The following is an 18,872-nucleotide window of genomic DNA, read 5'->3' on the forward strand; positions in this document are numbered from 1 at the left end:
TGATGAGCAGAAAAGTGCAGAAAGCGACCAGGGCGGCAAAGCGGTGGTGGGCTGCGTTATAAGGTGTGGTTAGTGAATGCAGAACGTTACTCCAATGCAGAATTGTGAACGAAGAATGCAGAATGCCGCTGCTCTGACATTCTGCATTCTAAATTCATTCTGGATTCCTCTACTGCATGGCGCCGGGGCCGCCGCCCTTCATGGTGAAGTCGACGGTCTTCGATTCCTTGGCGCCAACCGTGACCTGCTGGGTTTCAGTGCCGAGTTTTTCGTGCACGACAGCGATGGTGTAGGTGCCCGGCGGCAGCCCTTTCAGCGTGTACTTGCCATCCTTGTCAGTGACCGCGAAATAGGGGCTCTTGACCACGTTAATGTACATCTTCATCCAGGGATGCTGGTTACATTTCACCGGAAGCATGATTTCTTCGCGGGCGAAGCTCTTGTCGATAGGAGAAGCCTTGGGAGGCTGCGACTCGTTCCACTCGCGATTGTCTTTCGGGGTGGGGTGGATATTGTGAGTGGTGGGATCGCTGTTGATGACCTCGAACTTCTGGCCGGTCATGATGCCCAGGACATGGGGGTGATAACGGCAGCCCTTCTGGTCAAGCTGGACGGCATCCTTAGGGACGTCAAAGGTGCGGCTGCCGAGACCGTCCTTCACATAGACAAAAGCGTTTTCGAGATTGCCGTTGCTGGCCACGATGGTCTCGACGGTATTGTCGCCCTTGCAGGCGGGATCCTGGCTCATGTCAATCTTGGCGGCCTTGGGAACGGCGCCGGGATACTTGACACTGCCGGTAATGGTAGCGGCGGTGGCGGGGTCAACGGGTGTAGCCGGGGCGGCGGCGGTGGCTGCCTTTTCTTCAGCCTTGTTGCTGGCCTGGGGTTCCTCTTTCTTGCTGCAAGCGAGCAGCAATGCGAGGAGAGCAAGCGTGAGCAGTACGAGGATCGATCTAATTTTCATAATGTGACTGCCTCTCCGTTCAGTAATTGAGCCCATAGGAAATCTCAACATTTTACCGCGAGCGGGTTAAGAGAACCCACCCTAGCAGAAGCAGCCAGGGTGGGCCACCCAACGGCGATGATCAATTCTGGCCCGCGCCCGAGTTGGAACCGGGCTTGACCGTGCTCGAGGTCTTTTTGGCAGGGGCAGCGCTGCGCGGCAACTGAGCCGACAGGCGGCGCTGCTCCTCCGGCGTCAACTGAAAGATGTATCGAACCAGTAGCTTGGTTTGATCCTGGGGATAGTTTTGTAAGGAGGCCGGCGTGGGCCCGGCGAAGACGATGCGTCCCTTGTCGTCCTTCTTGAAGAGGCCGGAGGGCATGGCGGTGCCGGGGCTGATGTTGGCGGGATCCATGAGCCACCGCTCGGTCCAGCCGGGCTTGAGGCGCTCCTTGGCGAAGAGGAAATTGGGCGCGGTGGCGGTCTTGTCGTGCGCCGGGTCGCCGGTGGCGTGGCACTTCAGGCAAGGTGCGGCCTGGCTGGTAAAGAGAGCACGCGCCATGTCAGCTTCGCTGGCCGTCAGCAACTGCTGCTTCTGCGGAATGTAGGGAATGGGCTGCTGGGAAAGGGCCTGGAAGAAGCGGACCAGCTTGCGCAGCTCGTTTTCCGAGAAGAAGAACGTAGGCATGCGGACTGCGAGATACGGACGGATGCCGTTCTTATGCTGATCGGCGGGGTTCGAGGCCAACGACGGGTTCGAGAGGAAGCGGAGCAGCCACTCGGGATCGACGCGGGCGCCCTCGGTGAGGAGCTTGGGAGGCAAGGTTTCCTTGGCATCCTGGTAGCGCGGCACGGTTTCGAGAGCGGTGGCCTGTCCGGGGGTGAACTGGTGGCAGCCGACGCAGTTGTACTTGCGCACGATCCACCAGCCTTCCTGGATGTCGCGTCGGGCGTCTTCAGGACGGTACTGGTAACTCGCGGGAAGGGAAGTTTCCTGGCTGCCAAGAAGGAACGTGGTGATGGCGCGGATCTGCTCCTTGGTGAGATGGGGATCCGGCATGCGAAGTTTTTCCGTCTCGCTCTTGATCATGCCCTGGTCGTACACATTGGGCATGGCGAGCTTGTGTTCGAAGAAGCCCTTGTGGTTATACCAATCGTGCGTGGCCGGCCCTTCGGGCAGTCGCTCGCGGATGGCGGCGTCCTTGATCGGCTCCTTGCCGTCCTCAGCGGGCCTGGTAAGCAGGGCGAAATCGAGGCGCTCGATGGGCTTGCTGCCTTCCTGAGTAAGCTCAGTACCGATGCGGCCTTCCTCTTCAAAGCCCGCTATCTCATGGCAGCCGGCGCAGCCGAAGTGCAAGATCCACTTCTTGCCTTCGGCCTTGAGCCTGGGATCGTCCATGTAGGCGGCTTCGGGATAAGCGGAGGGATCCTGGCGCTTTTGCGAGAGCAGGAAGGTGGCGATGTCGGCGACCTCGTCGTCGGCGAGGCGCAGGCTGGGCATGACCGTCATCTGCTCGATCTGCAGCTCGTGACCGTCGTTGGGACACTTGCTGTGATCGAAATCGAAGACGTAGGGCAGGCCCTTCTTGGCGTAATCCTCAGGGCCAATGTCCTTTTTCTCATACGGGCAGTAAGGGCGGGTGCGGACGCGCGGGTTCTTGATCCAGCGGAAGATGTAATCGTAATTCGCTTTTTCGCCGAGGCGGGTGAGATTGGCAGCGAAATCGCCGCCGATCCGGTCGGCGCCTTCACCGTTGGAGTGGCAGGCGAGGCAGCCCCGGGATTCAAACAGTTCCTTGCCGCGGGCGGCATTGCCGGCCGGCGCCTTGGGCAACTGGTCGTGAAGGGCCGATTGCCACAGGTAAGCCGAGATCGCCTTGATCTGGTCATCGTTGAGGCGGAAGTTCGGCATCTTGGTGTTAGGACGGAAGTCGGTGGGCTTCTTCAGCCAGACGGGTATCCAGTTCTTGTTGAGCTTTTCGCGAACTTCCTTAAGATCGGGGCCAATCTTCTTCATGTCGCGCAGCAGGGAAGAGGAGCGGAGGTCGAGCTGCTCGATGCGGCCCGCGATCTTGCTGTTTTCGACGCGCAAGGCCTCAGCGCGCTGATTGAGGCGGTTGGCTTCGTCGTTGGTTTCGGCGGTATCCGCCTGCTTCATGGAGATGGAAGCTTCGCGCAGGTTGTCGCGCTGCTGCTGCTCCATCTGCTTGATCTGCTGGCCAATGTTGAGCAGCTCTTCGGGTTCGCGATCGTAGCCTTCGTAGCGGTGGCATCCGTTGCAGCCGCGCTGGCGGAAGAGGAACTTGCCGTCGCTGATGGTCTGGCCGACGGCGCCGGCCTGGAGGAACATGTCGGCCTGGTGACAGGTCTGGCAGCCGGCTTCGACGTTGGCTTTTCGGAATAGCGGCCAGAGCCAGTGCTCGTAGTAGCCATGCGCTTTTTCGACGCTGGTGGTGGCGCGGCCATTGCCTTGATGACAGGGCGAGCAGCCGAACTTGTCGGGGTCGTGGACCTTGAGCAGTTCAGGCTCAGGATGGCTGGTGAAGGCAAGCGCGTACTCGTCGGGAGACTTGCTTCCCTTGGGAGTCATCAGCGCGGCGGTGATGCGAACGGGCTCGCGCGCGCCCATGTGGCAGGACTCGCAGCGGTCCACGATGTTGGCTTCCGCGACGTTGATCTGGACGATCTTGGGATCCCAGTCGGCGGTCTTGTTCTGCAGACCGCGAAGAGCATCGGGGGTGAGCGACACCATGTGTTCCTTGATCCAGGTGTCGCGGGCAAGCTTGGCCTCGTTGATGGGCTTGAGCAGATCGCCGAGCTCGCCGCCGAGCCGGCCCTTTTCGTCCTTCAGCTGGTTGTAGGTTTCTTCGAGTTGCTGAAAGTTGTATTTTTTGCGGGTGCCGTCGGGATAGACCACCTCAAATTGCTGCGCCTTGTACTTGTCGAGGTTCTTCTGCTTGGAGGCTTTGCCGCTGGCGCTGTCGTCGGTTTCGAGCTCATAGGTAAGGGCGTTGACGTAGGCGCGCTTGTCGGTAAAGACGCTTTGGACGGCGAGAATGTTGGCGGAAGTGGCGGCGAGCTTCTGGTTGAGTTCCTCGATCCGGGGTTGGGCCGACTTGTAGGCGGACTGGTAGGCATCGTCGAGGGCGTGGTAGTCGGGATTGGTCTCCAGTTCTTTTTCCGACTGCGCCGATTGCGAGCGTGCCTGCTTGAGGAACGCGACATAGCGATCCTGGAAAGCGCGCTGGTAGCGCTTCCATGGACGCTGGCCGTAAGCCTCGTCCCACATGGCCCATAATAACGTCCCGATCAGCACCACGATAGCGATGGTGTAGTGCAAGGCGTAGGATCTGGTCGTGATCGGGTCTTGCTCGGGAATTTGATCTTCCGGCACCGAATCTTCCTCCTACAAAACAGGGCCCGTGTCGTCCCTAAAAAGGTTTCACGTTTCAAGTTTCACGAGGGGCGAATCGATATACGTTTCGCTGATCCTGGCAACGTGAAACGTGAAACTCGAAACCTGAAACGTCATATATTGAACCAGGGCGTAATCCAAACATACTTGATGTGCAGCGCCAGTCGCAGCAGGATCTTGATGGGCAGAGCGAGCATGATCAGCATCAGGCCCATCGTGATCTGGTATTGAATCAGGCTCATGCGTTTCCAATCCTTCGGCATGCGGCGGCGGAAGAGCGCGGTCATCACGAAGCCGCCCACCGCGAAATAGCCGAGCACAATGATGGCGCCGAAAATCCCCTTGCCCAGGTTGGAGGTGATGCCGAATAAGTCCGGCAAGTCACGATTCACCTCGTAAATTAAGCGATTGTGGTCCCAGGTCTGGCCGGGCCAGAACCACTGCCATCCCGGACCGCGAATAAAGGTGCCGATGATGATCATCGAGACCCACAAAACGAGGAAGCCGAAACAGAAGGTGGCGATGGAAAACTTGCGCTGCTTCACGGTGTAGTAGCCGGCGCCCAGCGGATTGGTGTCGATGTAAGGAATCACCATCAAGCCGATGATGATGAGCGTGGGCATGACCACGCCTGCGATCCAGGGATCAAAGTAGACCAGCATTTCCTGCAGGCCGAGGAAGTACCAGGGCGCCTTGGCAGGATTCATCGTTAAATTGGGATTGGCAGGCTCTTCCAGCGGCGCGCTCATGGTGATGGACCAGACCATGAGGATGATAGTGACGATAATCGCGGCCAGGAATTCCATCCTCAGCAGGTAGGGCCAGACGTGGACTTCCTTCTGCCATCCGGGGCGGAAAGGCCAGGCCTTGCGATGGTGGGTTTTGGCGAGCGCGGGGTCGGCCTCGAGCTGCTCGATGAGCTGGTCGTTGGCCTTGGCCTGGCGCACCGCCAGCCAGGCATAAAACAGCACAAGCGGCAGCAGTGCCGTAATGGGGATGTTGTCAGGCGTGGTGGCGATCGTCCAGAGCTGGTGCAAATTCATAAGAAAACCTGAGTTTCAATGTTTCAAAGTTTCAATGTTTCAAGGTCACTCATCGCGAAACTTTGAAACACAGAAACTTTGAAACGTCCTTTACGTTCCTGCCGCCGATTGGGCGCGGCGCGGCTTATCGGCTTCGGAAGTAAGCATGACCGGGGCAGGGCCGGAGATGCCGCCATCCTTACGCACGCGCCAGAAGTGCACGATCATGAACACGGAAGCGATGATCGGGATGGCAATGCAATGCCAGATGTAGGCCCGCAGCAGGGCATTGGCGTCCACGATGGAGCCGCCCAGCAGGCCGAAGCGAACGTCGTTGTAAGGCGTCATGCCGAGTTGCGGACCGAATGGACCTTCATGGCCGAGCAGCGGCGTCGCGCGCGCCATGTTGGTTCCCACGGTAACGGCCCAGAACCCGAGTTGATCGTCCGGCAGCAGGTAACCGGTGAAGGAAAGCAGCAGCGTGAGCACGAGCAGGATGACGCCGACGTTCCAGTTGAACTCGCGGGGCTTCTTGTAGCTGCCGGTGAGGAAGACGCGGAACATGTGCAGCTCGACGGCAATCACCATCAGGTGGGCGGCCCAGCGATGCATGTTGCGCAGAATCTTGCCGAAGGGAACGTCGTGCTCCAGGTAAAGGACGTCGCGGAAGGCCTGCACCTTGGTCGGGTGGTAATAGAACATCAGCAGCACGCCGGTGAAGGTGAGGACGATGAAAAGGTAGAAGGTGATGCCGCCCATGCCCCAGGTGAAGGGATAGCGCACGGCGTCACGATTGATCTTGGCCGGGTGCAGGTGCAGGAAGACGTTGGACAGCACGCCGAGGGCGCGATTGCGCGGCGTCTCGTCGTGCTTATGGCGGAAGATCGAGGTATAGACCTGGGTCTTGGTCGGGTCCTTGAGGCCCTCGATCTGCTCCTTGACCTTGCCGGGCATTTCGGTGCGGAAGGCTTCGACCTCTTCCTTAACGAAAACGCCGACACCCTTTTTACCGTTCTTCGGCGCGGAACCATCGCCCGCGTTCGAGGGCGAAGGAGCTCCCGCTCCATTTCCGCCTGTAACCTTCACATCATCGTCGGCCATAACACCTCGGAAACTGACTGTCAGTCTTTCAATCGTTCATGGTTGCGCGGATCGACCGACAGACTGATGACAGAAAAACTCATACCGACAGGAACGCTCCCGGATCGTCGAAATGACTGGCCTGTCCCTTGGGCCACTGGTAAAGGCGGCTGACATCGACCAGCACCTGGCCGTCGGGAGCGATCTCGACATGGGCGCGGTCCATCGGCCGGGGCGCCGGGCCTTCGAAGTTGACGCCTTCGCTGTCGTAGCCGCTGCCATGGCAGGGACACTTGAACTTGTTCTCGCTGGGCTTCCAGTCGGGAGTGCAGCCCAGGTGCGTGCACTTGGCGTAAATCACGAACAGGCGTCCGGGGATGCGGTCCACCCAGATGCGGTATCGCTGCTGGAACTTGGTATCGACGCCGAGGCCGAAGTCGGAGGGATAACCGATCTTGAAGACCGTGCTCGGCTCGAACAAAGTACGCGGCAGGAAGAAGCGAAAAAAGGCCAGCAACCAGGTCGCGAGGAAGGCAATGACGCCGGTCCACACCAGGCGCCGGCGCGCGATGTCAGCTTCAGTGCCGATTTTTCCGGCGCTGCTGATGCCTCCTGCAGCGGCAGCTTTCGAGGTGCCGACGGCGGGCGTGCCGACATACCGAGTGGCCGCGCCGGTGCGCGCTGTCGGCGGCACATTGGGCATCACGGCAGCGGGTTTCGCAGCCGCAGGAGCAGCGGGCCGGGCTGCCGCGGGGGCAGCGGTAGCGGCGGCAGGCCCTGCGGGGGCGGCCGCAGGCGGAGCTTCGCCGAGAAGAAGTGCGACGTCCGTATCAGTGAGCGGCGGAAGGTTATTGCGCTTGCGGCGGGCCTGCTCGGCGGCGATGGAAGACTTGCTCCACTTGAAGCCGCCGTTCATCAGCTCAACGGCGGCGGGGCTGGGGGTGGCGGAAATTGCGGCGGGTGGAGCGGAAACAGCAGCGGGAGGTGCAGGCGCTGCGGCGGGGGCAGGGGCGGCGGCGGCAGGAGCAGCGGGTGCGTCGCCGCGCTCGAATGACATGGGCTGGCCGGCCCTGAGGGCTTCGACGTCTTCCTCCGAGATCAGCGGCAAGCCGGAACGCTTGCGATAAGCCTGCTCGGCGGCGATCACGGAATTGTTCAGTGGCTTGCGCGGCCAGGCGGGAAGCCGGCCGAGTTCACCGCCGGCCACAACCTTGGATGCCTCATCAACCATTCTTTAATACCCCTTTGCCACAGCCCGCATGGGTGGAGCGGCGAATGCAGGTTCCTTTCTCATGCCCGGGACACAGGCGGTAACCAGTTGCGCCAACGCGCCGATGAAAATGGGCGAGTCGTTCAGGCCCTCGGTCATCTTGAAGCGGGTAATGCCGGCGGCGGTGGCGAGTTCCCGGGCTTCATGATTGATCTCGCCGAGAGTTTCGACATGGTCGGAAACAAACGAGATGGGAACCACGCAGACGTCCTTGATGCCGGCGGCGCCGAGTTCGCGGAGGGTGGAGCGCAAGGAAGGCTGCAGCCATTTGCTGGCGCCAACCTTGCTCTGGTAACAGAGGCGGTGACAGTTCAACCATCCGCCGCGCTTCTTGACCAGTGCGACCGTCTCTTCAATCTGGCGCTGGTAGGGATCGCCCTGCTCGATGACGGACACGGGAACACTGTGGGCGCTGAAGACGAGGACGACGTCGTCGGGATCCGGGAAGCGGGCGAGCGTGTCCTCGATGCGCTCGACCAAGGCGTCCAGATAAAGGCTGTTGCGATAAAAGTCGTTGACCAGGGAAACCTGGCGCCCGGCGGCGGAAAATTTCCGGGTCCACTCGTTGAGGCTGCTGCCGGTCGTAGTCCTGGAGTACTGCGGGTACATAGGGAGCAAGACGATATTATCGCATTGCGATGCATCGAGGGCGGCGACAGCCTCCTCGGTGAAGGGATGCCAGTAACGCATGGCGACGAAACAGCGGGCATCGAGACCTTCGGCGCAGAGACGTTTTTCCAGGGCCGAGGCCTGGCGCTCGGTGAGGCGGCGGATGGGGGAGCAGCCTCCGATCGCCTGGTAATGGTGCTGAACCTTGCGGGCGCGGGCGACGGAGATCAGCTTCGCCAGCGGCTTTCGGCCGAGGCGCGCCAAGGGAAAATCGATGATATCGGGATCGCAAAAAAGGTTATAGAGGAAGGGCTCGATGGCATCGAGCGAGTCTGGGCCGCCGAGTTGAAACAAGACCACACCTGTACGACGGTTTGTCCTCACCATCCGGAAAAGCACCCCACAGCGCAGCAGGGCATGATATTCAAAACGTCTGCTGCTCGTCAAACGACGCGGCGGGAATCACTGCCCTGAAAGCCGCGCTGGCTGCGGGTTTCGAAGGGGCACGATTTTATCGGAAGGAGAACGCTCCAGGTTTCGCGTTGCGCGTTTCACGTTCGCGACGACAATCAGGCGGTGGTGGAGGCAAAGGGTTGAAAACCGGTTCGTCGGAGCAGGTCACGCTTGACGCGCGACCGGCTCGGGCGCCGCGGATTGCGGCTCGCATTGCATGGCTGCAATGACGGCGTCGGCGAACTGGGAAGTACCGGCGGTGCCGCCGACGTCGCGGGTGCGCGTGGACTTGTCGCGGTAGACCTTCTCGATGGCAGTGCGGATCCGCCAGGCGGCGTCGGATTCGCCGAGGTGGCGAAGCATCAGGATGGCGGAGCGGAGCAGGGCAGTGGGATTGGCGATATTGCGCCCGGCGATGTCGGGAGCAGAACCGTGAACCGCCTCGAAGATGGCGCAGCCCTCGCCGAAGTTGGCGCCGGGCACGACGCCAAGGCCGCCGACGAAGGCGGCGCAGAGGTCGCTGATGATGTCGCCGTAAAGATTTTCCAGCACCAGCATGTCGTACTGGTAAGGGTTGGTGACCAGTTGCATGCAGGTGTTGTCCACGATGTGCTCGCCGTAAGTGATTTCCGGGTACTCGCGGGCAACCTCGCGGGTGCAACGCAGGAACAGGCCGTCGGAAAGCTTCATGATGTTCGCCTTGTGAATGCAGTGAATGCGCTTGCGCTTGTTCTTGCGCGCGTATTCGAAGGCGAAGCGGGCGATGCGGGTGGAGGCTTTGGCGGTGATGATCTTCAGGCTCTCGACCACGCCGGGGACGACCTCGTGCTCGATTCCTGAGTAGAGTCCCTCCGTATTCTCGCGGATGATGATGAGGTCGACGTCGGGATAGCGGGTGGGAATGTGCGGCAGATTGCGAATGGGGCGGAAGTTGGCGTAAAGCTCGAAACGTTTGCGCAGGGCGACGTTGATGCTGGAGAAGCCCCCGCCGATCGGGGTGGTGATGGGACCTTTGAGCGCGACCTTGGTGCGTTCGAAGGAGTCGATCAGCGATTGCGGCAGGTACTCGTGGTATTTCTCATAGGCTTCGGCGCCGGCCTCCTGAGTGTCCCAATCAAACTTGACGCCGGTGGCCTGGAGAATGCGCACCGTGGCCGCGGTAATCTCGGGGCCAATGCCGTCGCCGGGGATGAGAGTGACTTTGTGAGCCATGAATGAATGCCGAATGCCGAACGTACTTGGATGCATAACTGCTTCTGTTCGACCCATCCGAGTCTACCAGTGGCACGCTGTTGCAGCATAGTTTCAGGGGCGGCACACCCAGGCTGAGTGGCATCAAACAGGATATTGGTCCTGGACGAATTGGAGTCAACATTGGTGTCTGACAAAACCGCCGACCGCATCCGCTCCGGTCTCAGCAAAGTTCCGCAGGTCACGCTTGTGTTCTGGGTGGTCAAGATTCTCGCCACCACACTGGGCGAGACGGGCGGCGACGCGCTATCCATGACTCTGAAGCTGGGATACCTGGTCAGTACCCTGATCTTTCTCGTATTTTTTGCCGTCACGCTGGCGGGACAGGTCTTTTCGAAGCGCTACCACCCGGTCGCCTACTGGACGGTGGTCGTGGCGACCACGACGGTGGGCACGACCACCTCCGACTACCTGGACCGAACGCTGGGGCTTGGGTACGTGAAGTCCTCGATCATGTTGTTCTGCGCGGTGCTGGTGGTGCTTTTTGCCTGGAAATTTGCGGCCGGCAGGATTGAATACCAGGACATCACATCGCGGAGAGACGAAATTTTCTACTGGCTGGCCATCCTGGTTTCGAACACGCTGGGGACCGCGCTGGGCGACTTCATGGCGAGTTCGACCGGAATCGGCTTCGAGCGGGGCGCCCTGGTGTTTGCGGGACTGATCGCGCTGGTGGCGGCGGCCCACTTCTACACCAGCATTCCCGACAACGTGTTGTTCTGGGCGGCCTACGTTTTGACGCGGCCGCTGGGGGCGACGCTGGGCGACACGCTTACGAAATCGCATGCCGAGGGCGGACTCGGGCTGGGCCGGATTTACTCTTCGCTGGTCATCGCGGTGATGATGGTCTTCATGATTTCCTTGACGTCGCTGCGCAAGCGGGCACAATTTCCCGTGCATGGCGTCAGAGAAGCGGGCGCGGAAGGCGATTAAGCCGCTGCAACCGGCTTGCCACATCGTTCCACAGGGCACGAGTGCGTTTGAGATGCGACCGCACCGCACCATCCTGTCGCTAACCATTGCCAACCTGGCGGGTCTAACGAAGATGCAGGCCGAACTTTTTCCGTGCTGATTCGTATTGCACGTGAGAGAGCATGCACTTCTATCCACGAATCGTGCTGTACGGGTTGATATTGGTTGCGACCGTCACGCGGATGCAGGGGGCGGAATCGGTGGCGCTGCAGCGCGTCTCGCATCCGCCACGGATTGAAGACTTCGGGCAGTCGCCGCCGCAGGGCGCCGCGCGTGAACTCACAAAAGTGAGCGGGTTTATCCAGAGCCAGCCCTCCGACGGCCAGCCGGCGACGCAGCGGACGGAGGCATATCTCGGTTACGACAGCACGAATGTCTATGTTGCGTTCGTTTGCGAAGACCAGTCGCCAGGGGCGATTCGCAGCCATCTGACCCGGCGCGAGCCCTCGACACCGTTCGATGCGGAAGACTATGTCGAAATCACTCTCGACACCTTCCGCGACCAGCGGCACGCATTCGTCTTTGACATCAACCCGCGCGGGGTGCAAGCGGACGCGCTGCGCACCGAAGGCCAAGGCAACGATTATTCCTGGGACACGGTATGGCATTCCTGGTCGCGGGTGACCGAGCGAGGCTTCGTCATCCTGGCAGCGATTCCCTTCAAGAGCCTGCGCTTTCGTGGCTCATCGGCCGCGGGATGGGGAATCACGCTGATGCGGTATCTCTCCCGCAATGACGAGAACGACTACTGGCCGCGAGTTTCGTCGCGCATTTCGGGCCTTCTGAACCAGGAAGCAACTGTCACCGGACTGGAAAATATCTCTCCGTCCCGCAACATGCAATTCATTCCTTACGGAGAGGCAAGAAGCTTTCGTGCGCTCGACCAGCGCGATCCGGTGCAGCCGCGCTTCGATAGCTGCACGCTGTGCGGCAAGATCGGTCTGGATTCCAAGTTCGTGTTCCACAACAGCCTGGTGCTGGATACCACCATCCGGCCCGACTTCGCGCAGATCGAGTCCGACGAGCCGCAGAACACGATCAACCAGCGCTTTGAAGTTTTCTTTCCGGAGAAGCGCCCGTTTTTCCTGGAAAACTCGAATTTTTTCGAGGCGCCGCTGATTGCGGTCGGACTGCAGACGCGAATGGTTTTCACGCGGCGAATTTCCGACCCCACCGCGGGCGTGCGCTTGACCGGTAAGCAGGGGCCGTGGAACCTGGGATTTTTCGTGGTCGATGACCGTTCCCCCGGCGAGATTGTCACCGATTCTGATCCCTTGCACGGCCAGCGCGCATACTTCGGGATCGGGCGAGTCAGCTACGACATCGGCAACCAATCCGCCATCGGCGCCATGTATACCCACCGCGAATTCCAGGGCATGTTCAACCGCGTGGGCGGGCTGGACGGCGTGTTCCGCCTCAATAAGAACTGGAGCGCAACCTATCGCGGTTACATGAGCTCGACACTGGATACGACCGGATACCTGTTCGGCCAACACCATGAGGGCGTGCTGTTCGGCAACGGCCGGCGGTTCACCCTCAGCCTGCAGTACCTGGACATCACCCCGAACTTCCGCACCGAGACGGGCTTTGTGCCCCGCACCGACCAGCGCGCCCTCAACGAGTACGGACACTTCTACTTTCGTCCGGAAGGCAAGCATCTCGTCTTCCACGGGCCGGAAGAAAACGGGACGCAGATGTGGGACCAGACCAACACCGTGGTGCAGCAGGTCTTCAGCTTCGATTACGTGTTCGGATTCCGCGGAAACATCATCGTGGCGCCGATCGTGGCGTATGAATCTGACGTGCTTCGCCCGCAGGATTTTCCGGGCCTACCGGGCAGGCGCCAGTTCGTGCAAGACGCCTGGGGCCTGGTTTTCAAAGGCAGTTTCAAGCGTTTCCTGAGCTGGAACACCAAGATCATCCGCGATGGAACACCGGTGGTGGTGCCGGCGGCCGGGCAGTTGCCGTACACGGGAAATGAAACTGCGATTACGCAAACGCTGACGGTGCGACCCACCGGCAGCCTGCAGATCGATAACACCTACATCCTCGACCAAGTGACAAACGGCGCCGTCCACCACGCCGTGTTCAACAACCACATCATCCGTTCCAAGTGGAACTACCAGTTCTCGCGCGAGCTCTCATTACGGTTCATCGGCCAATACAACGGCTTGCTGTCCAACCCGGTTTACAGCTCGTTGCAGACGCAGAAGGCCGTCAACACCGACATCCTCCTTACCTACCTGGTCCACCCCGGGACGGCGATCTACGTGGGATACAACTCCAACCAGGAGAATGTGAGCCCGGGACTGTGCGTTCACTTGCCAGGATCGACGGAGTGCGACCCGAGCGGCAACGGCCTGGTGCGCACCCGAGGCATTGGCAGCAACGACGGCAGGCTGTTTTTCGTGAAGGTCAGCTACCTGTGGCGGCGCTGATGAAGTGGTGAGTAGGAATCAGAACATATGCCGGGACCGGGCAAATGTGGGTCGCCCGCGCCGGGCAGTTGGGTTGTTCACTGGACCTTGGGGTCAAGGTTTTTCGCCTTGGCCGGCGCCGCCATGTCCTTGGCCTTGAGCAGGTCCTTCAACTCCAGCATGAACTCCTGCACGTCCTTGAAGTCGAGATAGACGGAAGCGAAGCGGACGTAGGCGACTTTGTCGTGGCGGCGCAGGCGGTTCATGATCAGCTCGCCGATTTCGCTAGTCTTGCGCTCGCGCTCGGGAGAGTTGATGACGAACTCCTCGGCCTCGTTGACGATCTGCTCCAGTTTGCCGATGGAGATAGGACGTTTTTCGGAGGCGCGCATCAGGCCGTTGAGCACCTTCTGGCGGTCGAAGCGTTCGCGGCGGCCGTCCTTTTTCACCACCATGTAAGGAATTTCGTCAATGCGCTCGTAGGTGGTGAAACGCTTGCCGCACTTGAGGCACTCGCGGCGCCGGCGGATGGATTCGCCTTCCTTGCTCTCGCGGGAATCGACGACGCGGTCGTTTTCAAAAGCGCAAAAAGGGCACTTCATGTCGGAGGCTTGGCGTACCGATCCAAGGAGATTGTACACGGGGCAGGGAAGGTGAATTGCGGAAGTGCCGAACCGCGGGCCGCGGTCAGAGCTTGCGAGGCTCGCCGGGAGCCGGGAGTCCGAAGCCTGCAGCCTGGTGTTCGGCTTTGTGCTCCAGTTCTTCTTCTTCGTGCGCCTCGTGCGAGATCTTGCGCAGGGAGAGGTGTTCGCGGTGTGCCAGGACCAGGCCGACGGGGATGACGGCCATGAAGGTTACCAGCCAGAGCAGAATGCCGCAGCTCACGGCAAGTTCGGGGGGAATGCCGTAGATGACCTGTAGCGCGCTGATGACTGCGAGCTGGCTGCCGCCGCCGACCGCGGGCAACTGCGCGACCGAGCCCACCATGCTGAAGCCCATGAGCAGAAGAACGTGGCTGAGGTCGAGATCAGAAAGGTGAGGCCGGTCGCCGATCCGCTTCAGCCGGCTTTTTCCCCGGAAGAGCCAATAGCCGTGCGTGTGGGGGGCATCCAGCCGCTCGATGTGATAGCCCTTGGCCTCCAACCCCTCGCGCAGTTGCGCGATAGTGAACTCGTCGAGTGCTTGCCCGGCCAGCAGCGGGAGCTCAGCAAGGTGCGCCGTTTCGACGTCGACCGCATGCGGCTCGGGCCTCTGTCCTGCGGCTCGCGCCTGGCGGTATCCAGGCTCGGAGGGGTAAGAGTGCGCCACCGCGCGATAGGCGAGCGCAATCAGAAGCCAGATGGCCAGCGATAAAGCGGCGACCTGCATGAAGGAATAGCGGTCGCGAATGGTATCGAGGCCGACCCCAAAGGCGCGCGTCTTCTCCTCGAGGTGGTGAGCCAACTTGCTGGACAGCGGGGTGACCCGGCGGTGCAGGAAGGCGGCGACCTGCGGGCCGCGGGTGCGGATCAGGTAACAGATCGCCCCGACGGCGGCGACGATGCCTGCCAGCACCACGGCCGCTTCCTGGAACCTCCCGATGTAGGGGTTCACTTGGATGCTGGTGGGAACGAACACATCGATGAGCATGAGCACGGCGAAGGCGCCGATGTCGAAGATGCGCTCGACCGTCCAGACCCCAATCTGCGAAGACAAGGAAACGTTTTCTTTCTTGGCGATCAGGTAGGGACGGACGAACTCGCCGGGGCGCCCGAGCAGCGCCAGCCCGGTGAAACCGATGAAGGTGGGTCCGATTAGATCGCGGGATCGAGCGTTGCAGATGGGCTTGAGAAACACTTTCCAGCGGAGCGAGCGCAGCAGGTAGGTGACGTAAATGAGGGTGACGGCTAAGGCGAGGTGAGCGGCGTCGATGCCGGCAGACTCGGCGCGGAAGCGTCCCCAATCGAAGGCGCGCCAGTGCTGTATCTGGAGATAGATGAGCACTCCCAGCACAGCCAGGACCACGGCGGTCGTCAGAATTCGTTTTGTGCTCATCCCGCTGGCAACAAATTCAAAAGTAAACGAGGTGCGGAAAGAAAGCCAGTAGCTAAGGGAGTTAGTGCTTAGGAGTTAGCGTAACTGGTGCGCGCGCGGCAGCAACCCGTTGATTGGGTACCGAGCTGGCGCCGAATACAGCTGAGCGCCATAGGCGAACACAAGCTCGCCACCCCTAACTACCAGCCCCCGACTACTAATTCCTTTGTTGGATGCCGATCACGAGCCCGGGACGGGGCTGGCGGCGGGTTTGGCTTCAGCGCGAGCCGATTTCGGAGGGTTTGGATTCTTGGTCTGGGCCTTGCGAGCGGCCAGTTTCTTGCGATTGTAATCGCGAATGATGCTGGAAACGTACGCGCGTGTCTCGCGGTAGGGAGGAACGCCCTGGTACTGCTCCACGCGGTGAGGCCCGGCATTGTAGGCGGCCAAGGCCTTCGCGAGATCGCCGTGATAGCGCGCCAGCAATTCGCGTAAGTAACGGGTGCCGCCATCGACGTTGTCTTGGGCATCGAAGGAGTTCTGGACGCCGAGTTTCGCAGCGGTGTCGGGCATCAACTGCATCAAGCCGCGCGCCCCTTTGGGAGAAACCGCCTTGGGATTGAAGCCGCTCTCGGCGCGAATGACACTGTCGATCAAGTCAGCATCCAGGAGATGCTTATCGCTGGCGGCGGCGACCACGGACTTCATGTCGACAGCGGAGAGTTGGGGCGCCGCGCTGGCCGGCGGGCGCGGCAGTTGTTCCTGGGAGAGATCGGTGATTTCCTCGGTCGGCACATCAACATAGCTGCTTTCCGAGGCGGTGGTGTAGAGGCGCGAAGTTTCGCCGCTGACGCTGCGGTGGTCAAAGCGCATGCTGAAACCGTTGCGCAAGGTGGCCACGTAGACCATGCCGGGTGCGCCAACGGCGGCGGCGGGTAACGGAGCAGCGGATGAATCGGCCCGGGCGACCGCTGTCATCACCGCCAGCAAAACCAAGATTTGTGCCAGGGTCCTCATAATTGTGAATGCGACTTCGCGGCCCCCAATGGGGCGCCTAAAACCTGTTCGACGGCAGCAGCAACACCGCTCTGATCGTTGGATGCGGTCTCCGTCCAGCCAAACTGCTTCAGCTCAGAGCACGCGTTCCCCATTATGACCGGTACCCCGGCAAACTCAAGCATTTCCACATCATTATAGTTATCACCAATGGCCATGACCTGGTTACGAATGATTCCCCGGTGGCTTGACCAGCGCTCCAGGGCGTGCCCCTTGGAGCAGCCGGAATGGAGGATGTCCACGATGGTCAGATCGCGGGCGATGTATTCCGTCTTGAGAACGGTGATCTCATTCGCCATTCCTGCCGAGGCCAGGCGAGCTTGCGCCTGGTGCATGCGGGCGACGCTGCCGCAGAACATCAATTGAATGGGATCAGTGACCAGAGCATCCTCCAGCGGCGCCACGCGCTCGATATAGGCCGCATTCTTGTCCATCCAGCGGCTGATGGAGGCGTGCAGCTCGTCGGTGCGCTCGACCACCAGGGCGCCGCGTCCCTCGCGCTCAAAGGTAAGGACAGCGTAGCCGCGAAATTCGTCCATGTAGCGGATCAGCTTGCGCGCGCTGGCGGCGGGCAGCTTGTCGGTGAAGAAGTGTTCGCCGCGGGTGGACATGGTGACGGCGCCATTGGAGCTGATCAGCCAGAGGTCGAAGCCGAGGGCCTGGGCAATCGGCATGGCAAAGATGTGACGGCGGCCGGTGACCAGGACAATCTCGATACCGGCATCGTGGGCTCGCCGCAGGGCCGCCAGGTTAGCGGCCGGGACTTGGAATTGGGGATCGAGCAGGGTGCCATCAATGTCGATGGCGATCAGTCTGATATTCGGAGTCACTGGGTTCATTCTAACGAAAAACAGGCGAACCGTGATTGTAGAGAAGTCGGTCAGCCGGTCAGTCGAACCGAGCGACTGAGAGACTAAAAGACTGACAGCTGACAGATGGCCTGGAAAACCAGCCCGGGGGAGAATAATTTGCATGCGCCGGGCGAACGATTGTGGGTGACGCGATTGGAGGACGGCATTTATTCTGTTCGCGCTGTCGCGAGCATCGAACCCAAACGGCGCAGTTTTCGCCGGCAAACGCGCGGGGAACAGTCCAGTGGCACAACGAAAAAAATCGATGTTGCGCCCTGCCAAGCTGCTGCGCTATCGCCTGCTCGCGTTCCTGGCCGTGCTCGGGCCGGGGTTTATCACCGCCAACGTCGATAACGATCCGGGCGGCATTCTCACCTACTCGCAAGCGGGCGCGAAATTCGGATACGCGCTGCTGTGGACGCTGATCCCGACGACGATCGCCTTGGTCGTGGTGCAGGAAATGGCGGCGCGCATGGGAGCGGTGACGGGCAAGGGCCTCTCCGACCTGATCCGGGAGGAGTTCGGGTTCCGGGCGACGTTCTTCACCATGCTGGTGCTGGGACTGGCAGACCTGGGGAACATCGCAGCGGAATTCGCCGGGATCGCGTCGGGCCTGGGCATTTTCGGAATCAGCAAGTATCTGACCGTACCGTTCGGCGCGGTGCTGGTATGGGCGGTGGTGGTTTACGGCACGTACAAACCGGTGGAACGGATCCTGCTGTTGTTCTCGCTGATCTACTTTTCCTACCCAATTTCGGCGTTGATGTCGCACCCGGACTGGATGGCCGCCATCCGGCAGACATTCGTTCCGACAGTGCAATTCAAATCGTCGGAGTACCTGGTGCTGGTCGTGGGCCTGGTAGGGACCACAATCACGCCCTGGATGCAGTTCTACCTGCAGGCTTCGATCGTGGAGAAGGGAATCACGGAGCGGCAGTACCGGCTGAGCCGGTGGGATGTGATTGTAGGCTGCCTGGTCACCGATATCGTCGCCTTCTTCATCGTGGTGGCCTGCGCGGCGACGCTGCATGTCAGCGGCATCCGCGAGATCACCGATGCCGCCGAGGCGGCGGTGGCGCTGAAGCCGCTGGCCGGACAGTTTGCCGCCATCTTGTTTGCCGTGGGACTGGTGAATGCGGCGCTGCTGTCGGCGGCGATTCTTCCGCTGGCGACGACCTACAACATCTGCGAAGGCCTGGGCTTTGAGTCGGGAGTGAACAAGCGTTTTTCCGAAGCTCCCGTTTTTTACTCGATTTATACCGTTCTGATAATTTTTGGCGCCGGGATCGTGCTGCTGCCGCACATACCGCTGATCAAGCTGATCATCCTGTCCCAGGTGGCGAACGGCATCCTGCTGCCGTTCGTGCTTTTCTACATGCTGAAGCTGGTCAATCGATCCGACCTGATGGGAAAACACAAGAATTCGCGGCTGGCGAACGGCATCGCGGTGACTACCAGCGTGGTCATGGTAGGCCTGACGGTGGCCATGATCTGGACCACGCTGCTCGGCTCGTAAGGCC

At 60.7% G+C, this 18,872-nt stretch carries 14 protein-coding genes; 3 read left to right on the plus strand and 11 right to left on the minus strand.

Going from position 1 to position 18,872, the window contains the following annotated elements:
• Positions 1–169: 169 nt before the first annotated feature.
• The 7 genes from VFI82_07235 to VFI82_07265 all read right to left on the minus strand — a co-directional run bounded on the left by VFI82_07235 (position 170) and on the right by VFI82_07265 (position 10,004).
• Positions 170–964 (minus strand): carboxypeptidase regulatory-like domain-containing protein, encoded by a 795-nt coding sequence (locus VFI82_07235; GenBank protein ID HET7184462.1) that lies wholly within the window; start codon positions 962–964, stop codon positions 170–172.
• 121 nt (positions 965–1,085) lie between these two features.
• Entirely contained in the window at positions 1,086–4,337 is a 3,252-nt protein-coding gene (locus VFI82_07240) for a cytochrome c (GenBank protein HET7184463.1), read from the minus strand.
• A 134-nt stretch (positions 4,338–4,471) separates the two neighbouring features.
• Entirely contained in the window at positions 4,472–5,401 is a 930-nt protein-coding gene (locus tag VFI82_07245; protein ID HET7184464.1) for a hypothetical protein, read from the minus strand.
• A gap of 90 nt (positions 5,402–5,491) precedes the next feature.
• Entirely contained in the window at positions 5,492–6,481 is a 990-nt protein-coding gene (locus tag VFI82_07250; protein HET7184465.1) for a cytochrome b N-terminal domain-containing protein, read from the minus strand.
• Between the two features lie 79 nt (positions 6,482–6,560).
• Positions 6,561–7,691 (minus strand): Rieske 2Fe-2S domain-containing protein, encoded by a 1,131-nt coding sequence (locus VFI82_07255; GenBank protein HET7184466.1) that lies wholly within the window; start codon positions 7,689–7,691, stop codon positions 6,561–6,563.
• 3 nt (positions 7,692–7,694) lie between these two features.
• Positions 7,695–8,699, minus strand: a complete 1,005-nt coding sequence (hemH, locus tag VFI82_07260; GenBank protein HET7184467.1) for a ferrochelatase — start codon at positions 8,697–8,699, stop codon at positions 7,695–7,697.
• A gap of 258 nt (positions 8,700–8,957) precedes the next feature.
• Positions 8,958–10,004, minus strand: coding sequence for an isocitrate dehydrogenase (NAD(+)) (locus VFI82_07265; GenBank protein HET7184468.1), 1,047 nt, complete (start codon positions 10,002–10,004; stop codon positions 8,958–8,960).
• A gap of 165 nt (positions 10,005–10,169) precedes the next feature.
• On the opposite strand from VFI82_07265, the gene VFI82_07270 reads away from it, so the two are divergent.
• Together VFI82_07270 and VFI82_07275 are read left to right on the plus strand one after the other, a co-directional pair.
• Entirely contained in the window at positions 10,170–10,976 is an 807-nt protein-coding gene (locus VFI82_07270) for a hypothetical protein (GenBank protein HET7184469.1), read from the plus strand.
• Positions 10,977–11,137: 161 nt separating this feature from the next.
• Positions 11,138–13,453, plus strand: coding sequence for a DUF5916 domain-containing protein (locus tag VFI82_07275; protein HET7184470.1), 2,316 nt, complete (start codon positions 11,138–11,140; stop codon positions 13,451–13,453).
• 77 nt (positions 13,454–13,530) lie between these two features.
• Here VFI82_07275 and nrdR read toward each other — a convergent pair whose 3' ends face one another.
• From nrdR to VFI82_07295, 4 genes are all read right to left on the minus strand, one after another.
• Positions 13,531–14,034: a transcriptional regulator NrdR gene (nrdR, locus tag VFI82_07280; GenBank protein ID HET7184471.1), complete on the minus strand. Its 504-nt coding sequence runs from the start codon at positions 14,032–14,034 to the stop codon at positions 13,531–13,533.
• A gap of 85 nt (positions 14,035–14,119) precedes the next feature.
• Positions 14,120–15,466: a lysylphosphatidylglycerol synthase transmembrane domain-containing protein gene (locus tag VFI82_07285; protein ID HET7184472.1), complete on the minus strand. Its 1,347-nt coding sequence runs from the start codon at positions 15,464–15,466 to the stop codon at positions 14,120–14,122.
• A 219-nt stretch (positions 15,467–15,685) separates the two neighbouring features.
• Entirely contained in the window at positions 15,686–16,462 is a 777-nt protein-coding gene (locus VFI82_07290; GenBank protein HET7184473.1) for a lytic transglycosylase domain-containing protein, read from the minus strand.
• Positions 16,459–17,331, minus strand: a complete 873-nt coding sequence (locus VFI82_07295; protein ID HET7184474.1) for a Cof-type HAD-IIB family hydrolase — start codon at positions 17,329–17,331, stop codon at positions 16,459–16,461. Before VFI82_07295 ends, VFI82_07290 begins: the two co-directional genes overlap by 4 nt.
• 265 nt (positions 17,332–17,596) lie before the next feature.
• On the opposite strand from VFI82_07295, the gene VFI82_07300 reads away from it, so the two are divergent.
• Positions 17,597–18,868: an Nramp family divalent metal transporter gene (locus VFI82_07300; GenBank protein ID HET7184475.1), complete on the plus strand. Its 1,272-nt coding sequence runs from the start codon at positions 17,597–17,599 to the stop codon at positions 18,866–18,868.
• Positions 18,869–18,872: the final 4 nt, after the last annotated feature.

This window comes from Terriglobales bacterium (genome assembly GCA_035691485.1).
In the GTDB taxonomy this organism is placed as follows: Bacteria; Acidobacteriota; Terriglobia; order Terriglobales; family Acidobacteriaceae; genus JAIQGF01.

What these genes read in the sequence shown, in the direction of transcription:
- VFI82_07275 (HET7184470.1), top strand. Translation starts at nt 11,138, where the DNA reads ATGCACTTCTATCCACGAATCGTGCTGTACGGGTTGATATTGGTTGCG.
- VFI82_07265 (HET7184468.1), bottom strand. Translation starts at nt 10,004, where the DNA reads ATGGCTCACAAAGTCACTCTCATCCCCGGCGACGGCATTGGCCCCGAG.
- nrdR (HET7184471.1), bottom strand. Translation starts at nt 14,034, where the DNA reads ATGAAGTGCCCTTTTTGCGCTTTTGAAAACGACCGCGTCGTCGATTCC.
- VFI82_07250 (HET7184465.1), bottom strand. Translation starts at nt 6,481, where the DNA reads ATGGCCGACGATGATGTGAAGGTTACAGGCGGAAATGGAGCGGGAGCT.
- VFI82_07290 (HET7184473.1), bottom strand. Translation starts at nt 16,462, where the DNA reads ATGAGGACCCTGGCACAAATCTTGGTTTTGCTGGCGGTGATGACAGCG.
- VFI82_07245 (HET7184464.1), bottom strand. Translation starts at nt 5,401, where the DNA reads ATGAATTTGCACCAGCTCTGGACGATCGCCACCACGCCTGACAACATC.
- VFI82_07285 (HET7184472.1), bottom strand. Translation starts at nt 15,466, where the DNA reads ATGAGCACAAAACGAATTCTGACGACCGCCGTGGTCCTGGCTGTGCTG.
- VFI82_07255 (HET7184466.1), bottom strand. Translation starts at nt 7,691, where the DNA reads ATGGTTGATGAGGCATCCAAGGTTGTGGCCGGCGGTGAACTCGGCCGG.
- VFI82_07235 (HET7184462.1), bottom strand. Translation starts at nt 964, where the DNA reads ATGAAAATTAGATCGATCCTCGTACTGCTCACGCTTGCTCTCCTCGCA.